Annotated in this window: 16 protein-coding genes; 4 read left to right on the top strand and 12 right to left on the bottom strand. The window is 61.0% G+C overall.

The features are described 5' to 3' along the window. Positions 1 to 46: 46 nt before the first annotated feature. The 6 genes from ACIPL0_RS15125 to ACIPL0_RS15100 all read right to left on the bottom strand — a co-directional run bounded on the left by ACIPL0_RS15125 (position 47) and on the right by ACIPL0_RS15100 (position 3535). Positions 47 to 313, bottom strand: coding sequence for a hypothetical protein (locus tag ACIPL0_RS15125; protein ID WP_400598273.1), 267 nt, complete (start codon positions 311 to 313; stop codon positions 47 to 49). A 96-nt stretch (positions 314 to 409) separates the two neighbouring features. Beyond that, on the bottom strand, positions 410 to 1054 hold the full coding sequence (alkB, locus tag ACIPL0_RS15120) for a DNA oxidative demethylase AlkB (RefSeq protein WP_400598271.1): 645 nt from the start codon (positions 1052 to 1054) through the stop codon (positions 410 to 412). A gap of 168 nt (positions 1055 to 1222) precedes the next feature. Then, positions 1223 to 1519, bottom strand: coding sequence for an antibiotic biosynthesis monooxygenase family protein (locus ACIPL0_RS15115; protein WP_400598269.1), 297 nt, complete (start codon positions 1517 to 1519; stop codon positions 1223 to 1225). Between the two features lie 191 nt (positions 1520 to 1710). After that, the gene (locus tag ACIPL0_RS15110) at positions 1711 to 2010 is read right to left on the bottom strand and encodes a DUF1330 domain-containing protein (protein WP_400598267.1); all 300 of its coding nucleotides are present in this window, start codon (positions 2008 to 2010) and stop codon (positions 1711 to 1713) included. 141 nt (positions 2011 to 2151) lie between these two features. After that, the gene (locus ACIPL0_RS15105) at positions 2152 to 2436 is read right to left on the bottom strand and encodes a hypothetical protein (protein ID WP_400598265.1); all 285 of its coding nucleotides are present in this window, start codon (positions 2434 to 2436) and stop codon (positions 2152 to 2154) included. A gap of 136 nt (positions 2437 to 2572) precedes the next feature. Further along, positions 2573 to 3535: a GlxA family transcriptional regulator gene (locus ACIPL0_RS15100; RefSeq protein ID WP_400598263.1), complete on the bottom strand. Its 963-nt coding sequence runs from the start codon at positions 3533 to 3535 to the stop codon at positions 2573 to 2575. Between the two features lie 378 nt (positions 3536 to 3913). On the opposite strand from ACIPL0_RS15100, the gene ACIPL0_RS15095 reads away from it, so the two are divergent. From ACIPL0_RS15095 to ACIPL0_RS15085, 3 genes are all read left to right on the top strand, one after another. After that, entirely contained in the window at positions 3914 to 4429 is a 516-nt protein-coding gene (locus ACIPL0_RS15095) for a sigma-70 family RNA polymerase sigma factor (protein ID WP_400598262.1), read from the top strand. Between the two features lie 8 nt (positions 4430 to 4437). Further along, a complete protein-coding gene (locus tag ACIPL0_RS15090) occupies positions 4438 to 5424 on the top strand; it encodes a DUF4880 domain-containing protein (RefSeq protein ID WP_400598260.1) in 987 nt (328 codons plus the stop codon). Positions 5425 to 5507: 83 nt separating this feature from the next. Next, complete coding sequence (locus ACIPL0_RS15085) at positions 5508 to 7967, top strand: TonB-dependent siderophore receptor (RefSeq protein WP_400598258.1); 2460 nt, start codon at positions 5508 to 5510, stop codon at positions 7965 to 7967. A gap of 197 nt (positions 7968 to 8164) precedes the next feature. Here ACIPL0_RS15085 and ACIPL0_RS15080 read toward each other — a convergent pair whose 3' ends face one another. The 6 genes from ACIPL0_RS15080 to ACIPL0_RS15055 form a co-directional block, all read right to left on the bottom strand. After that, on the bottom strand, positions 8165 to 8566 hold the full coding sequence (locus ACIPL0_RS15080; RefSeq protein WP_400598256.1) for an ExbD/TolR family protein: 402 nt from the start codon (positions 8564 to 8566) through the stop codon (positions 8165 to 8167). A 1-nt stretch (position 8567) separates the two neighbouring features. After that, a complete protein-coding gene (locus ACIPL0_RS15075; protein ID WP_400598254.1) occupies positions 8568 to 9290 on the bottom strand; it encodes a MotA/TolQ/ExbB proton channel family protein in 723 nt (240 codons plus the stop codon). A gap of 85 nt (positions 9291 to 9375) precedes the next feature. Then, the gene (locus ACIPL0_RS15070; protein WP_400598253.1) at positions 9376 to 10188 is read right to left on the bottom strand and encodes an energy transducer TonB; all 813 of its coding nucleotides are present in this window, start codon (positions 10186 to 10188) and stop codon (positions 9376 to 9378) included. Positions 10189 to 10354: 166 nt separating this feature from the next. Next, positions 10355 to 11410, bottom strand: coding sequence for an ABC transporter substrate-binding protein (locus tag ACIPL0_RS15065; RefSeq protein ID WP_400598251.1), 1056 nt, complete (start codon positions 11408 to 11410; stop codon positions 10355 to 10357). A gap of 96 nt (positions 11411 to 11506) precedes the next feature. Beyond that, positions 11507 to 11881 (bottom strand): 2Fe-2S iron-sulfur cluster-binding protein, encoded by a 375-nt coding sequence (locus ACIPL0_RS15060; protein ID WP_400598250.1) that lies wholly within the window; start codon positions 11879 to 11881, stop codon positions 11507 to 11509. Positions 11882 to 11906: 25 nt separating this feature from the next. Further along, positions 11907 to 13625, bottom strand: a complete 1719-nt coding sequence (locus ACIPL0_RS15055; RefSeq protein ID WP_400598248.1) for an FAD-dependent oxidoreductase — start codon at positions 13623 to 13625, stop codon at positions 11907 to 11909. Positions 13626 to 14102: 477 nt separating this feature from the next. Here ACIPL0_RS15055 and ACIPL0_RS15050 point away from each other — a divergent pair, with 477 nt between their 5' ends. Next, positions 14103 to 15326 (top strand): MFS transporter, encoded by a 1224-nt coding sequence (locus ACIPL0_RS15050; RefSeq protein WP_400598245.1) that lies wholly within the window; start codon positions 14103 to 14105, stop codon positions 15324 to 15326. The last annotated feature ends 277 nt before the right edge of the window (positions 15327 to 15603 follow it).

Here is a 15603-nt window from a genome sequence, read left to right as displayed (position 1 = left end):
CGGCGGCTACGGAATCAAGTGCCTGCGTAGAAGCCGTTAAATCCTTTCACAGGATCGTCAGGCCTTGCCCGTGAGTGATCTGCTCATACATCCAAACACTGCGGTGATTGCGCGCATACCCACCCATCGCTGAGACGGTGCCGCTTTGGATGTGGTCCAGGTAACGGAACATGTTTCCCGGTGAAATCAAACGCACCGGATAGTCGATGGCCGCCCCTCGCGAGTGACTGCCTCCAGTTCTTCCCGAAGTAAACTGGCGCCTGGCAGTTGGGGAATTGGGCAGCGACGACAACATGCGATCCGACCAGTACATCAGTCGCACTCCTCAAGATCGGGGAAGTCAGAAGCATCACCGGACGGCAGTCGTGACAACCCGGTCAAAGCTAACCCTGAAGTGTACCGTCTGCCGTCAATCAACCTTTCGAAACGTGATACTTATTCGGCGACTTCCCAAGATTGGATGCGGGTAATCTGCTACCGGTAGGATGCCATGGTAACGCAACCGATCTTCTCCTCCCCAGACAACAGCGTCGCCATGGTGTAGCAGTGTGCGTAGCGTCTTGTCGCTGCGCTCATGCCCTCCAAACAGAAATGTCGCTGTCATGCCTAATGAAATCGTGACGACCGGCTCTTCCAAGTTTCGTTCGTGTTTATCCTGATGGAGAGACAGTTTTGCACCCGGCAAATACCGATTGATGACACAGGTGTTCGGTTCGAACCGTTTGAAGCCAGCCGTCAGTGCGATTTGACTGGCGAGATGTGCAAACCCTGCTGGTATTTCTGGCCATGGCTTGCCCGTCTCCGGATTGACCTCGGAGTATTTGTAACCGAACCGGCTCGACGTCCAGCCGAACTTTCCACAATTGATAAGAGAGACCGACATTGCAAGGCCGCTCGGTGTTTTCATCTTCTGAAATGGCGAGCGCGACTCCAAAGAAGCTATACCATCAAGCAGCATTTTCTCGTCAGGCATTGCAAAACCCGGCAGCACGAAAGCACTCGTTCCCAATGCGACAGCGGCGTTGCTCTCTACTTCATCGAACAGATCCCGCATTCTTACTCTCTTTTTCCAGCTGGGCATAATGCCAATCAGTGCAAATTCTTTACGCTCAGGTGTTCGGCGGCCTTGCAAACACTGTGTTCTCGAAATACCACCAGAAATATCACCATCACATTCAGGTCGACACCATGGAATACTTTTCCGTCCATCTCCATGGCCCAGTTACGCGTTGGACTTAAGAAAGCTACTGACCGACATACGGGTGACCGTATTGCACCCCAGTAACGTCATCACACCGCTGAGGGCGGGATGATCGTAATGGTCTTCCATCGCCTTTTTTGATTCCCACTGACCTGTTAATACCCACAAATCACTGTTGGCTGGGCTTTGCACGGCATGGTAGGAAATACTACCCGCCGTATTTTGAAGATGACTCACCAACGCTGACAGCGGAGCCTCTAGCCTGTTGGCCAATCCTCGAACGGTATAAACCTCAATGATGCTTATGGCTTCGATCATCACAATGGTCCTTTAAGCTGGTGAACAGGACTGCCAAAGACAGCGCCGGGTAACCGGAGTCCGTGGGCAGCCACTCCTGATCGACAACGAGCGAGCTACGGCGCCCCTCATGAGAGCGCCGTAGCGATGCTGCCGATCTGCTAATCCTCAAGTCGGTACATGGCGACCGCCGCGCCAGTCGGACCTTGAAGTCAGAGTCCCTCGGGCCACGACTCCACGATGAATACGGTGGCCTTGGACGCGGCCTGACGCATTGCCTTGAGGGGGGCGTACTCCGGGGAGTTGTACCAAGCGTGCGCCTCTTCGACGGTCGGAAACTCGAGCACAACGCTGGAGTCCACAGGTCCATTTTCCATGGCGACGTTGATAACAGGACCCGCAAAAAACTTCACGCCCTGGCTCTTGACGACCGGGATCGCCAAGTCGCGATATTTCTGGAGCAATGCTTTGTCGTGAGCGCTGTGCACGACGAAGATCAGATAGGCACTCATGGTTCACCTCTGTTTTTAAATGAAATGGCTCAACAAGGCATACATTGCCTGCCGAGCAAACGATCACCGGCTATCGCGCCATATAAAGCGCGCTCCAGTAATTTAAATAGTTCGCCGAACGGAAACGCCGATATTGCTGACTTATTGGATGAGCATGCCGAGAGGCAACAGCGGCCCAACAGGCAGGTAATCGAACTCGTGCAGATTTTCCTTGGTAAGCGGAAGTTCACCGATAAGCGTTTTGGCTTCGTCGACGGAGTCGACGTTCAACAGGAATACTGCACCCTTCATTTCGTCACGCAGCCAGTGCTGTTCGATCTTTCCGTCCAGATAAAGTTTGAGCGTAGCCGGCACTTCAAGGGGAAAAATTCGGTTCCCTTGTTCTTCGGTGAAAGGCTTCAAGGTTCCGATGGCCAATACTTTCATGTTTGTTCTCCGTAGAAGTTTGCTGTCGGGGTCGACAAGCACAATGTAAGCGCCCTACTTCATCGGAACTATCGTCGTTTAGGACATTCGGCGGATCGTTTACGACAATCGTATTCGACCGCCACGTCTGGCCGTTTTATTGGAGGTCGGCTCGTAGTTCGCGCACGGTCCGACCGGTCCGGCGCCGCAGCAAGCTTCTTAAAGTCGCGGTGTCTGCATAACCGACCTCGCTTGCGATTGTCTCTAGATCCTGCCCCTGAGAGACAAGATGTTGTGCACGGTCCACACGCAAGTCCTGGAAAAAGGCGAGTGGCGATTTGCCGAGTACCGCCCCGGTCCGGCGCTGCAGCGTACGGGGAGTAACCGCCAGTGCGCTGGCCGCATCCTGGAGTGAGAAACCCGTTGCGAGACGGTCCCGCGCCCATCGTTCAAAACGCTCTACCAGCGGGTCAGCACGGGCGAGGAAATCGGGCATGATGTACTTCGCTTGAGACGGCCGCTTGTCGATGAGCATTATTCGCGCGACGAGCTCAGCTATTTCGGGGCTTGCCTGGCGTACCAGCCACAGGGCAAGATCGAGATGCCCCATAGTCGCTCCCGCAGTCACCACGCGGCCTGCCGCGACGATTATTCGCGACTCGTCTAGCCTGATATTGGGATAGCGTTGACGAAACAATGGGGAGAGTGGCCAGGATGTCGTCGCTTCCTGATCATCAAGCAAGCCTGCTTCGGCCAGCAGGAAGGTCCCAATGCAGGCTCCAGCCACATTAATGCCGCTGGCGTGCCAGCTGCGCAAATACGCGATTGCTTCAAGAACATCCTTGCGGCCTAACGTCTCGATCAACTGTTCCGGTTGCTTGGCGTTAACGGCTGGCACCACTACCCAATCCGGCTTTTGAACCCCGCTTGCTGGCTCGACGGCAGCAGTGAAGCCAAGGGCGGTGCGAATGCTGCGCCCTGCTCCCACAATATCCACCGTAAAGAGAGGCATGGTGACCCCTTGGCCGGACGCCAGGTCGTTTGCGGTGGCGAACGTGTCCAACAGCACGCTTAGACCGGAATCAAAAACTTCATCAACGACGAGAATCGCTATCTTCATGTCGTAAACAGTCCTGAGGTTATCATTTACGACCATAGTATGGTCGGTGAGCCAGAGGCGAGCTAGTCATCACATGATCGACGGCAGCACCAATAAGCGATGCAGATCATCTGTGGCGCTACCGACCACCGGTTTGGGGCGTAGAAAGAAGCCGGGGACCTGGATCGCCAAAAGCCTCCCCTGAACGGATACATGGCTCAAATGATCAAGCTGCTGATCCGCACCCGATCACAGCTACCTGAGAGATTTGATAAATGGGTAATTCCAACAGCCGTCTCGCCAACGGACTGGTCGTGCAGTGGATACAGATAATCCGATACAACAACCATTCTCGTATGATATTAAGTCTCATTAATAAAACGACACATGTATCTGCCCATGGCCACTGCCAACTCAGCCCGACTGACCCTCCTCTACGAACAGCAGCATCGCTGGCTGAGAAGCTGGCTGTACCGTCAACTGGACTGCTCGCAACGCGCTGCCGATCTGATGCAGGACACCTTCATGCGCTTGCTGACCAGCGATGAAACCCTTGAGGTCCGTCAGCCTCGACCGTTTCTGGCCAAGGTGGCGCGCAGCGTGTTGTCCAATCACTACCGCCGTGCGCGTCTGGAAAAAGCCTACCTTGACGCATTGCAGGCAGATCCTGAGCGGGTCGGGCCGGACCTCGCGACGCAGTTGATTCTGTTCGAGACCCTGGTGCAGCTGGATGAAGCGTTGACCGAGCTGGACATCCCGGTGAGGCAGGCGTTTCTCTGGTCACAACTGGACGGCCTGGCGCACGGCGAGATCGCAGAGCGGCTGCAGATTTCCATTGCCACGGTCAAACGCTACATCGTCAAGGCCGGCGCCCGATGCCTGATGGTTGCCTCACCGGCGGCGGGCTGGCAGTGAGTCGGCTCGTGACCGGTGCACAGCGTGCAGATGCCCAGTTGTCGCTGGAGGTGTGCGAGAAGGCGATGGAGTGGTGGCTGGAGCTGCAAGGCAACGACGTGGACTCGCCCACCCTCGCCGCCTTCACATCCTGGCGCAACGCTCACAGCAGCCATGAGCTGGCCTGGCAGCGGGCGCAGGCATTGTCCGGGAAGCTCAGCGCATTTCGTCAGGCGGGAGACTCGCGTCTGGCCAGGCGCGCATTGCTCACACCGACGGAGGGCATCAGCCGGCGCCGAGCAATCAAGGGGCTGGCGGTACTGCTCGCCGCCGGTACCAGCGCATGGAGCGCAAAGGACGCCACGCTGGTCCAGCATTTCCGGGCCGATTACAGCACCGGTGTCGGTGAACAGCACAGGGTGGCGCTGAGCAGCCAGCTGGAGGTGTTGCTCAACACCCGCAGCGCGCTCAACGCCGGGCTTGTCGATCACCAGTGGCGCATCGACCTGCTCCGTGGCGAAGTGCTGATCGATACCTCGGTGAGCCCACCCTTGCTGCTCAAGACCGATCAGTTGCAGGCAACCGCAGCCAGTGCGCGCTTCAGTGCCAGGCTGTTCGATAACGGCACGACCGTGCTGGAGGTGTTCAGAGGCTCGATGCAGATCACCCCGCGCCAGGCGTCGGGCAGCGTCGTTTTGAATGCCGGGGAACAAGCACGTTTCAGCCCTCTGGCCCTGCTTGAACGAAGCACGCTGCAGGCGTCTTCGGCCGCCTGGTCGCAAGGCATGATCGTCGCCCACGGCCAACCGCTACGCGCTTTTCTCGAAGAGGTCGCACGCTACCGGCGCGGGCATTTGGGCTGCGATGAGGCATTGGCCAACCTGCGCGTCTGGGGTACGTACCCACTGGCCGACAGTGATCGCGTGGTCGATGCCGTGGCCCAAACCCTCAAGCTGGATGTCCAGCGCTTCACCCGGCTGTGGGTCAACCTGAGCACGCCTGCCTCCACGGTTTGAAAGAATGTTCCCATCGATGAGCCGTTTCGATTTCTGGCGAGACTCATAGGCCAGACATCAGCGTTCAAAGGAAACGGCACACCATGCAATACGGCAACAGATCAGCACTTCTCGCCCCCTCCACAGCCTCTGTGCTCAGCGCGATCGGCTACGCCTGCACGGTCGCCATGCCAGGCTGGGCGCTGGCCGCCGACAGCAGCATTCGTCATTACGACATCCCTGCTACCTCACTAGCCAGCGCACTCAACCAATTGGGGCAACAGGGGCAGTTGCTGTTGTCGTTCCCCGAGGGCCTGACCGACGGCCAGACCAGCCATCCGCTCAAGGGTGACTACACCGCCGAGAGCGCCTTGCAAATACTGTTGCAAGGCACTCAGGTGGTCGCGGTGCCTCAAGGCGACGGGCGCTACACCTTTATGCGGGCTGCCGACTCATCGGCCGTGCAACTGCAGGCGACCTCCATTTCCGGCATGGCCCTGGGGCTGATCACCGAAGGCACCGGTTCATACACCACAGGCGCAACCACGACGGCCACCAAGCTGCCGCTGACCCTGCGGGAAACACCGCAGTCAGTCACCGTGGTCACTCGCCAGCAGATCGACGATCACGGCTCGCTGGACATCGGCGACGTGCTGCGCAATACACCGGGGGTTTCGCGCCAGGCGTACGACAGCGAGCGCATGGAGTACTCGACCCGGGGCTTCGCCATCACCAACTACCAATACGACGGCATCAACACCATCTACGACGGCGTGTATGACGAAGGCACCACCCATGTCGACATGGCGACCATCGACCGCGTCGAAGTGATCAAGGGCGCCACGGGGCTGATGACCGGCTCAGGCGACCCCTCTGCCACCGTCAATCTGGTGCGCAAGAAGCCGACCCGCGACTTCAAGGCCTCCGTGAGTGGCAGCGCCGGCTCATGGGACGCCTACCGTACCGAAGCCGATGTGTCCGGCCCGCTCAACGACAATGGCAGCGTCCGCGGCCGCGTGGTGGGCGCTTACCAGGATCGCAAGTCCTACCAGGACCACTACTCACAGAAAAAGAACGTGTTTTACGGTGTGCTCGAAGCAGACCTGACACCCGACACGATCCTGACGTTCGGCATCGATCAGCAGGAAGTCACCCCGCGCGGGTCAACCTGGACCGGCAACCCGGTCTACTACTCGGACGGAGGCCGCACTGACTTCTCCCGCAGCTTCAACCCGGGTGCCGACTGGAGTCGGCGGGACTTCGAATCGCTGACCTACTTCGCCAACCTGGAGCAAGCGCTGGCCAACGACTGGAAACTGAAAGTCAGCCTCGACCAGAGAACCACCGACCACGACACGCGCCTGGCGTCCGCCAGCGGTGGCAACCCAGACCGCCTCAGCGGTGAAGGCATGTTCCTGTACTGGGGTCGCTGGGAAGGCCATCGCGTACAGAACACCGCTGACATCAACGTGTCCGGCCCTTTCACGCTGGGCGGACGCGAACATGAGCTGGTCGCCGGCTTCATGGCCTCTCACTCCCGCCAGACCGGTGCGACCTACGACACCTCGGCGTTCAGCGAAGTCCCGGGCAGCATCTTCGACTGGGATGGGCACCTGGCCGTACAGAACTTCCCCAAGAACGGCAAATACGAGCGCACCCAAAGCCAGAACGGAATTTACCTCGCCACGCGGCTGCGTCCTGCCGATGACCTGTCGGTGATTCTTGGCACACGCCTGAGCACCTTCAAGTACAACGAAGACTACCGCTACAACCCCGGCGCCGGCATCGACGACACCCATGCCTCATACCAGCAGCACGGCGTGGTGACGCCTTACGCGGGCGTGATCTACGACCTCGACGATGTGTACTCGGTGTACGCCAGTTACACCTCCATCTATCAGCCGCAGGTCTACAAGGACAGCAACGGCTCGACCCTCGATCCCATGGAAGGCGACAGCTACGAAACCGGTGTGAAGGCGGCCTGGTTCGACGGGCGACTCAACGCCAGCCTTGCGCTGTTTCGCATCGAACAGGACAACGTCGCCGAGTCCATCGGCACCAATCCGGTGACCAACGAAGGCATCTACAAGGCCATCAACGGCGCCACCACCAAAGGCGTGGAGCTTGAACTGGCTGGCGAGTTGGCGGATGGCTGGAACCTGTCGGCGGGCTACACCTATGCGCGTACCCGCGATGCCGACGATCAACGCATCTATGGCTTTCCGCTGACCACCACCAAGCCGGAACATGTGGTGCGGGTGTTCTCGAGCTACCGCCTGCCGGGCGCGCTGGACAAGGTGACGGTGGGTGGCGGAATCAGCTACCAAAGCAGCTTCTACGGCAAGATCTACAGCAACACGGTGGGCGACTACACACGCATCAAGCAAGGTGGCTTCAGCCTCGTGGACTTGATGACCCGTTATCAATACAACGAGCACCTGAGCTTCGCGGTCAATGCCAACAACGTGTTCGACAAACGCTACCTCACCGGCCTCGGCAACTTCGACACCAGCTATTACGGCGAACCCCGCAACATGATGCTGACGACCTGCTGGGATTTCTGACCGCAGCGAATGAAAGAAGGCTCCGTGTGCCTGAGCCGAGGCTGCCCGTCGCGGCCGGTGAACCTCCTCGCCAGCAGACGCAGAAAAGTGTCATGGCTGGTTACACGCCACGGCATTTTCCAGAGCCTGACAAGGCATCAGGCAGAACGGAGCCATCCGTCGGCCTGATGTGAAACGCAGAGCCCGGAGGCTGCGGATTACTTCGCGGTAATCACCGACAGTTTGGTGATCCCGGCCTTTTCGATCGAGGCCATCGCCCGCGCCACTTCACCGTAGTTCACCCCGTTGTCGGCCTGCAATTGCACACGCACATCGGCGTTCCTATCCTTGGCGGCGCGCAGGTTGGTTTCCAGCAGGTCCGGCTGGATCTCGTCCTTGTTGATGAACAATTTGCCTTTGTCATCGATGCTCACCACCAGCGGGTCTTTCTGCTCGACCGGTGCGACCGCTTCGGTCTTGGGCAAGTTGATCGGGATCGAGTTGGTCAGCAGCGGCGCAGTGACGATGAACACCACCAGCAACACCAGCATCACGTCCACCAACGGCGTGACGTTGATTTCGCTGAGCACTTCATCGCTGTCCTGGGTAGAGAAAGCCATCTCAGGACGCCTCCTTCACTTTCTGCCCGGCAGCGGCGGCGCCGGACTTCAGCGCCGGGTGCAGCAGCACGCGGAAGGCGTTCTTCTGCGCCAGGCTGTAGAAGTCGTGGGCGAAGTCGTCGAGGTCGGCGGCGGTCAGTTTCAGGCGACGCAGGTAGTAGTTGTAAACCAGCACCGCCGGCACGGCGACGGCGATGCCGACACCGGTGGCGACCAGTGCGGCGCCGATGGGGCCGGCCACGGTTTCCAGACTCGCCGAGCCGGCCGCGCTGATGCCCTTGAGCGCCGACATGATGCCCCAGACCGTGCCGAACAGGCCGATGAAGGGCGAGGTGCTGCCGATACTGGCGAGGATCGCCAGGCCGGTTTCCAGCGAGCGGCGTTCACGCACGATCTGTTGGCGCAGGGCGCGTTCCAGGCGGTCTTGATGGTTGATCGCATGGCTCAGGTCGGTGGCCTGACCGCCTTCGGGAATCTGGATCGCGGCGTAGCCAGCCAGCGCCACGCGCGCGGCAGCACCGGGTTGGCTGTGGGCCAGTTCGGCAGCGGAATCCAGGCTGGAAGCGGCCCAGAATTGCTTGTGGAATTTGCGGTCCTGCCCTTTCAGTCGGCTGAACTGCACGCCCTTGAGCAGGGCCAGGCCCCAGGTGGCCACGGAAAAGACGATCAGCAGCCAGATGACTGCGTGTTCAATGGACTCGAAAGGTGATGCGATAAGGTTCATGAAAGGCTCTCCAGCAAGGCGTATGTCGGTGTAGCGATGCGCCTTTTGTCAGGTAGCCCGCGGTGTTGCGAATCAGGTTCAGCGGTTACTTCAACTTGAAATCGATGGGCACGCTGACCCAGCCATCAATGGGGTCATTGCCCTGTTTGGCCGGCACGAAACTCCAGCGCTTGACCGCCGCCAATGCCGCGTCGTCGAGCTGCTCGCGGCCGCTGCTTTTCTGGATCTGGATCTCGCCGGGCTTGCCGCTGGCCAGCACGTGGACGCGCAGCAGTACCGTGCCTTCCCAGTTGCGGCGCATGGCCAGCGGCGGGTATTCGGGCGCCGGGTTGTGCAGGTAGCCGGCATTGGCCGAAGCCGGTGTGATCGGTGCCGACGCAGGTGGCGCAGGCGGTGCCGGTGCAGCCACGGGTTGCGGCGCCGGAGCAGGTGCAGGCGGCTGCTCAACCGGTTTGGCCACAGGCTTGGGCGGCGGCTTGACCACCGGTTTGGGTTTGGGCACCGGCTTGGGCGGTGGTGGCTTGACGGCCAGTTCGTCCTCGACCGGCGGTGGCGGTTCGACCACCGGTTGCGGGACCGGCTCCGGTGGCGGCGGTGTTTCCACCACCGGCGGTGCCGGCTGGGAAAACTCGATGGTCATCGGCGGGATTTCCGGCGGCACCACCGGTAACGCGGGCGCAGGCGAGCTGTTGACCCAATAAATCACCGCGCCGTGCAAGACCAGCGCGAACACACCCAGCAGCGTTGCCTCGCGACGGCCGAGAATCCGCTTGGGCGTGGTGTGCAGCCGGGATAACGCCAGAGGGCCTCGATAGACCCGACCCAGATCGAGCAACTCGCCGGGCGCAGGCGGCAAGAACACCTTCAAGGCGCTTGCAGCATTCGGGGCATTGCCCATACATGAACTCCTGTGAGTACGGTCAGTGAAGAAGGCCGGAACAGAGCGTCTGACGCGTCGATCCGGCCGACATCAGGGGCGATACTCCACTACTTCTGTTAGCGCTTAAAGGAATGTTTTCGTTCGATGTTATTCGAATTTTTCATAACCATTTACGACCGGAACATCAACCCAGAACGATCTCGTCCTTGATCGCCCAGGCCCGTTGCAACGGCAGCGGATCGATCCAGCCATCGAAATCGAAGTCCTGTTCGATGAAGCCCTCGGCCAGCAGAAAATCCTTCTGACGGCGCAAGCCTTCCAGGTAAATCGGCGACAGCTTCGGCTCGAACGACAGATGCAAGCGACTGCCGAAGGCCAGCAGCACGCTCTCCTCGTCCGTGGCGGTTTCGGCGGCAATCGTCGTCACCACTTCTTGCGGATGGTCCTTGGCCCACTCGTAGGTCTTGAGCAGCACGGCCAGGTAACGAGTCACGATGTCGGGCGAGTTGATCAAGGTCTGCCGGTCGACCGTGATCGGCCGTGGCGAGCCTGCGCTCAGGCGCAACAACGGATCTTCCTGATCGTTGATGTTGATGATCGGCCGCAGACCCTGGGCCAACGCGCGGGCGCTGCCAGCGCCCTTGATGAAGATCGCGTCCACCGTGCCGTTGAGCAACGCCAGGGTCGGAATCGCGTGATGATCTTCACGGGTTTTTGACACTTCCTTGAGGTCCCACTCGGGGGCTGCGATGTCGACGAACTCGACGCTGTCGCGGGGAACGCCACCCAGTTGCAGCGCCGTCAGCAGACCGCGCAAGCCTTCGGCGCGGCCGACGTCGACCAGATCGCTGGCGGTCTTGCGCACCACGCCCAACTTGCGTCCGCGCAGGTCGGCCACGCTGTGGATGTCGCTGTCGCCATGCACGAACACCAGCTGTTCTTCGTCGACCCAGGTGATCCCCACGACCACTGTGTCCTGGCCTTGCGCCTTGGCCCAGATCGGCGGCACGTTGCCGCCCTCGCGGAAGCTGCCGGCCAGGCTGTGGTGGAAATGCGACTCGCGGACAGCACGATCCCGGGAGGCGCGAATCGAGTCGAGGGTGATGCCATGGCGGGCGAATTCTTTCTGTAGCCACTGCTTGTGCTGAGCGATGCCCGACGTGGTCGGCACCGGGCAACGGGTGTACCAGATCGCGGCGGGGGCACCGGTCGGGCGTTGTTCAAGCGCTGCATGGGACATGTCAGTCTCCTTAAAGATCAGTGAGGCGATTGGAAGGTGCATGCCCGACAGCAGTCAGGTGGTTGTTGGCCAGCGTGACGGCGGGGTTCGCCGCCCTCAGTCCTGCGGCAGATCGCTCACGGGCCGGGTTCTGGCGGGTTTTTCCCGGACCAGGCTCAACTCGATCACCGTGTCGTGCAGCGCCAGTCGTGGCTTGGCCGGCTCGATGCGGATGCCATCGTGCAACGGCACTGTGCAGGCCAGCTTCACCTCACCGTCGATGCGCATCGCACACAACTTGCACAGGCCGCGTCGACAGGACAGCGCATAACCCAGGTTGGGCTCGAACACCCGCTGCGCATATTGCAGTGCGGTGCTGACGGACGCGCCCTCCCAACTGTCGATGCCCAGTTCGAGCCCGGCCGGTGGCGGCAGGCGGATCTCCAACTGACGCAACGCGCCGTCGCGCCACAGGGTCAGGTGCAGCAACATGTCATCCTCCTCGGAACACCCTTGCTCACGGCCGCGCCTGCAGGGCAAATGCCACCGGCGCAGTGTGACGGGACAAGACGCCAGCGCTCTGGCGGATCAACGTGTGGTTCAGTTCGCCGGTAAAGGTGCCTTTGTGATCGTGGCGCTGATGGGCGCCGATGGAATGACGGCGACCGATGGCCCCGAGCAGCGCCGATTCGATCACCGTGAACGCCGCCTGGCACTCCAGCGCATCGCTCCAGTCGCGGTTCCACAGACGCTCGCGGGTACGGCAGGCCAACTGGCCGAGACTGCTGTCCTTCAATTCTCTGAGTGTGCCCAGCGCCTGCTCCAGCGACTGCGCCGTGCGCACCGGCCCGAGCGCACTTTCGGCGAGCCGCGCTAGGCTTTCCTTGAGCTCGAACGGCGCCACGCCGCTGCTGCGCTGGAACGGTTCTTCGGTCTCGGCGAACGCCTGCTGATGGTTGTCGCTGACGCGGTCACGCGCCCTGCGCTGCTGCGCATCCCGGGCCGCCGCCACACCGGCGATGCGCCCCTGCACCAGCACCTGCGCCCCGGCATTGCCGGACAGCCGATTGGCGCCATGCAACGCCCCGGTGGCTTCACCGCAGGCATACAGTCCGACCACACCAGTGCTCGCGCCGGTATCGATGCGCACGCCGCCCAGCGAGAAATGCGCCGCCGGTGCGACTTCGATGGCATACCCCTGCCTGATCCGCTCCACCAGCGGCGTCATGTCGAAACCTTCCCATTGCCAGTCGGCGCTGACCGAGCGTGACAACGAGGGAAAGTGATCGATGATGTCGTTGGGCAGATGCTTCCACGACAGATAGACACCGCCGTTGGGGCTGCCACGGCCTTCGTAGACCTCGGTCGCGCAGGCAGCAGACACCATGTCGCGGGTCGCCAACTCCATGCGCACCGGGTCCCAGCGCGCCATGAAACGTTCGCCGTAGCGATTCATCAGCCAGGCATGCACACCGCTCTGCGGGCCGAGAATCCAAGGGAACTGCAGGCCGCGCCAGATCGCAGGAGCGGCCAGGCAACACGGCAGGAACTGGGTCATTTCCATGTCGATCAACGTGGCGCCCGCCTCCACCGCCATGCGCTGGCCTTCGCCGGACAGCTCTTCCGGCGCGGTGCGCAGGCTCCAGTTGGAGGTTGCGCCACCCGTGGCGATCACCGTGCTGTGGCCGTAAAGGCTACAGACCTCGCCGCTGCGTCGATCCAGACCGAGCACACCGACCACCGCGCCGTCGCGCGTGAGCAAGCGGGTCGACTGAAAGTCCTCGCGAAAGCTGACCCCGGCCTGCACCGCAATCCGCGTCAAGGCGCGCTGCATGTCCACGCCGCTGATGTGAATACCGCGACCGCTGCTGTGCCCCGGCGCCCGCCGATTGACGCTGAACTTGATGCCCCAGTCGATCAACCGCCCCACTTCTGCACCGATGCCGGTGACCATGCTCTCCACCAGACGCTGATCGTTGAGCCAGGAACCGGCGCTGAGGGTGTCTTGCAGGAAGCGCTCTTCGGTGTCGCTCTCGTCGGCCTCGATGCCCAATGCACGCAGGCTTTCGCCGGCAATCGACACGCCGCCACCGGAGGTGATGGTCGCGCCGCTGCGGCCCACCAGGCCTTTGTTGATCACCAACACCGAAGCGCCGGCCTGGCGCGCATGAAACGCAGCCACCAGACCCGCCGCCCCTGCGCCCAGCACCAGCACATCCCAGGCAGCGTCAGACATGCCGCCAACCCTCGACGCTGAAATCAACGACCAGGCCAACGGAGGTCGGCGTCGGGCAACGGGGGTACCGCAGAGCAGGATCGGACATGGTAGAAGCCATCAATGAATCGGGGCGTGAGTGTTCACCGCGTATCCAGCGGTCAACTTTTAAATGCAACAGGGGGGGAAGTTCATTAATGGCGGACGTGGTCGCACGACATTCAACAGACACCTGAAGACTGATTATCCAAAGCGCCCCGTGCGAGGTGCAGCGAGTGTAATGGAAAGTCTTTTTAGTGGCATAGACCGTTACGTTCTGAGTTTATGACAGCCCATCGATTGACAGTAACAAGTTGAATACGCAGCCTGTGCCGCGCTGTTAACAAGAACAACTGTTTCTTCACTGTTGCCTGCGCAACAGTTGTGCCTGTCTAACAACAGCACAGCACTTTCCGATGCAACTTTCATTGTCGATTCGCTGCGGACATCCCTGATCAAATGACTGCCTTTTCGTTGTGGCTGAATAACTTCACTCCGTTACGCTCTATCCCGACCCGCACGTATCTTTCGGGGCAGGCCGTGTCGATGATCGGGATCTGGCTGCAGCAGACCGCCATGGCCTTGCTGGTCTACCGGCTTTCCGGCGAACAAGCCTTCGCCTTGGGCGTCAGCGCCTTGTGTTCCAGCGTGCCGGTGCTGCTGTTCGGCCTGTTCACCGGCGGCCTGGCCGACCGCTATAACCGGCGCAAGCTGCTGATCGTCTGCCACCTGCTGGAGATCGTCCTGACCTTCACCCTCGCTGCGCTGATCCAGACGGACCAGGTGCAGCTGGCGCATATCTTCGTCTTTGCCTTCCTCATGGGCTGCGTCAACTCGGTGTATTTCCCGACCCAACAAGCCTTTCTGTTCGACCTGGCCGGCATGGACAACATCCGCAAGCTGATCAGCATCAATTCGATGATCCTCAACGTCTGCCGCACCCTGGGGCCGACCCTGGCCGGGTATCTGGTGGCGCAGGTGGGGATGTCGGCGGCGTTCTGGGCCAACGGGCTGTCCTACTGGGTGGTGATCGCATCCCTGCTGGCATTGCGCGGCATCGAACAGAGCCACCCGCAGGGCCATGAACCGGTGCCGCTGCGCCGGGCACTGGACCACATCCGCGACACGCTGATCCTGCGCAATCTGTATCTGTGCTGCGCAACGCTGACCATGTTTGGGCTGGGCACGCTGGCCCTGCTGCCGGCGGTCGCCCAGGGTGATCCGCAGCGCACCGGGCTGCTGCTGGCCGCTGCGGCAGCCGGGTCGCTGGTGTACGCCTTCTTGCTGTCGCCGGTGATCAGCCATATCCGGCGCATGGGCCTGACCTTGTCCCTGACACTGATCTGGATGGGCTGTTGGCTGTTGGTCAGCGCGCTGACGGGCTGGCTGACGCTGCAATTGATCGCGCTGTTCATGTTCGGGCTGGCGACGTCTCAGGCCATGGTGACCTGTACCGGCATGGTGCAGATGCTCGCCCCGCCGAGCATGCGCGGCCGGCTGATGGGCATCTTCAGCATCATCGGTTTTGGTTTGCAGCCGATTGCCACGTTGATTGGCGGCTTTCTCGCCGACCGGCTGGGTGTGACCACCGCCATCGCCTTGTGGGCCATGGTGGCGGTCACGATTGCCAGCCTGCTTTTGGCGCAACCGCAATGGCGCGGCTGGGACCTGGCAAAACGTTGAGGGAGCTGGGACCGCGTACGCCGGCAAGCCGGACTGCTACAGGGGATTGCATACACCCACAAAGTTGAGGCCACCGCCAAAACCTGTGGGAGGGAGCTCTGCTCGCGATGGCGGTGGATCAGTTGGCGCAGCGTTGCCTGGACTGACGCTATCGCGAGCAGGGCTCCCTCCCACGGGTACGAGGTGTTTGCCAGGGATCGGTACGGCAACACAGCCGGCAGGATCACCCCAGTTTCCCGTGGGAGGGATCCGAGGTTACGAGGGTCGCGAAAGCGGT

This window comes from Pseudomonas sp. NPDC090208, from assembly GCF_044746785.1.
Classification (GTDB): Bacteria; Pseudomonadota; Gammaproteobacteria; order Pseudomonadales; family Pseudomonadaceae; genus Aquipseudomonas.
Note: the sequence above shows the minus strand (reverse complement) of the source record. Positions and strands in the feature narration are given on the sequence as shown.

Coding starts and splice junctions, on each gene's coding strand:
- ACIPL0_RS15125 (WP_400598273.1), bottom strand. CDS start 313: ATGTACTGGTCGGATCGCATGTTGTCGTCGCTGCCCAATTCCCCAACT.
- alkB (WP_400598271.1), bottom strand. CDS start 1,054: ATGCGGGATCTGTTCGATGAAGTAGAGAGCAACGCCGCTGTCGCATTG.
- ACIPL0_RS15115 (WP_400598269.1), bottom strand. CDS start 1,519: ATGATCGAAGCCATAAGCATCATTGAGGTTTATACCGTTCGAGGATTG.
- ACIPL0_RS15110 (WP_400598267.1), bottom strand. CDS start 2,010: ATGAGTGCCTATCTGATCTTCGTCGTGCACAGCGCTCACGACAAAGCA.
- ACIPL0_RS15105 (WP_400598265.1), bottom strand. CDS start 2,436: ATGAAAGTATTGGCCATCGGAACCTTGAAGCCTTTCACCGAAGAACAA.
- ACIPL0_RS15100 (WP_400598263.1), bottom strand. CDS start 3,535: ATGAAGATAGCGATTCTCGTCGTTGATGAAGTTTTTGATTCCGGTCTA.
- ACIPL0_RS15095 (WP_400598262.1), top strand. CDS start 3,914: ATGGCCACTGCCAACTCAGCCCGACTGACCCTCCTCTACGAACAGCAG.
- ACIPL0_RS15085 (WP_400598258.1), top strand. CDS start 5,508: ATGCAATACGGCAACAGATCAGCACTTCTCGCCCCCTCCACAGCCTCT.
- ACIPL0_RS15080 (WP_400598256.1), bottom strand. CDS start 8,566: ATGGCTTTCTCTACCCAGGACAGCGATGAAGTGCTCAGCGAAATCAAC.
- ACIPL0_RS15075 (WP_400598254.1), bottom strand. CDS start 9,290: ATGAACCTTATCGCATCACCTTTCGAGTCCATTGAACACGCAGTCATC.
- ACIPL0_RS15070 (WP_400598253.1), bottom strand. CDS start 10,188: ATGGGCAATGCCCCGAATGCTGCAAGCGCCTTGAAGGTGTTCTTGCCG.
- ACIPL0_RS15065 (WP_400598251.1), bottom strand. CDS start 11,410: ATGTCCCATGCAGCGCTTGAACAACGCCCGACCGGTGCCCCCGCCGCG.
- ACIPL0_RS15060 (WP_400598250.1), bottom strand. CDS start 11,881: ATGTTGCTGCACCTGACCCTGTGGCGCGACGGCGCGTTGCGTCAGTTG.
- ACIPL0_RS15055 (WP_400598248.1), bottom strand. CDS start 13,625: ATGTCTGACGCTGCCTGGGATGTGCTGGTGCTGGGCGCAGGGGCGGCG.
- ACIPL0_RS15050 (WP_400598245.1), top strand. CDS start 14,103: ATGACTGCCTTTTCGTTGTGGCTGAATAACTTCACTCCGTTACGCTCT.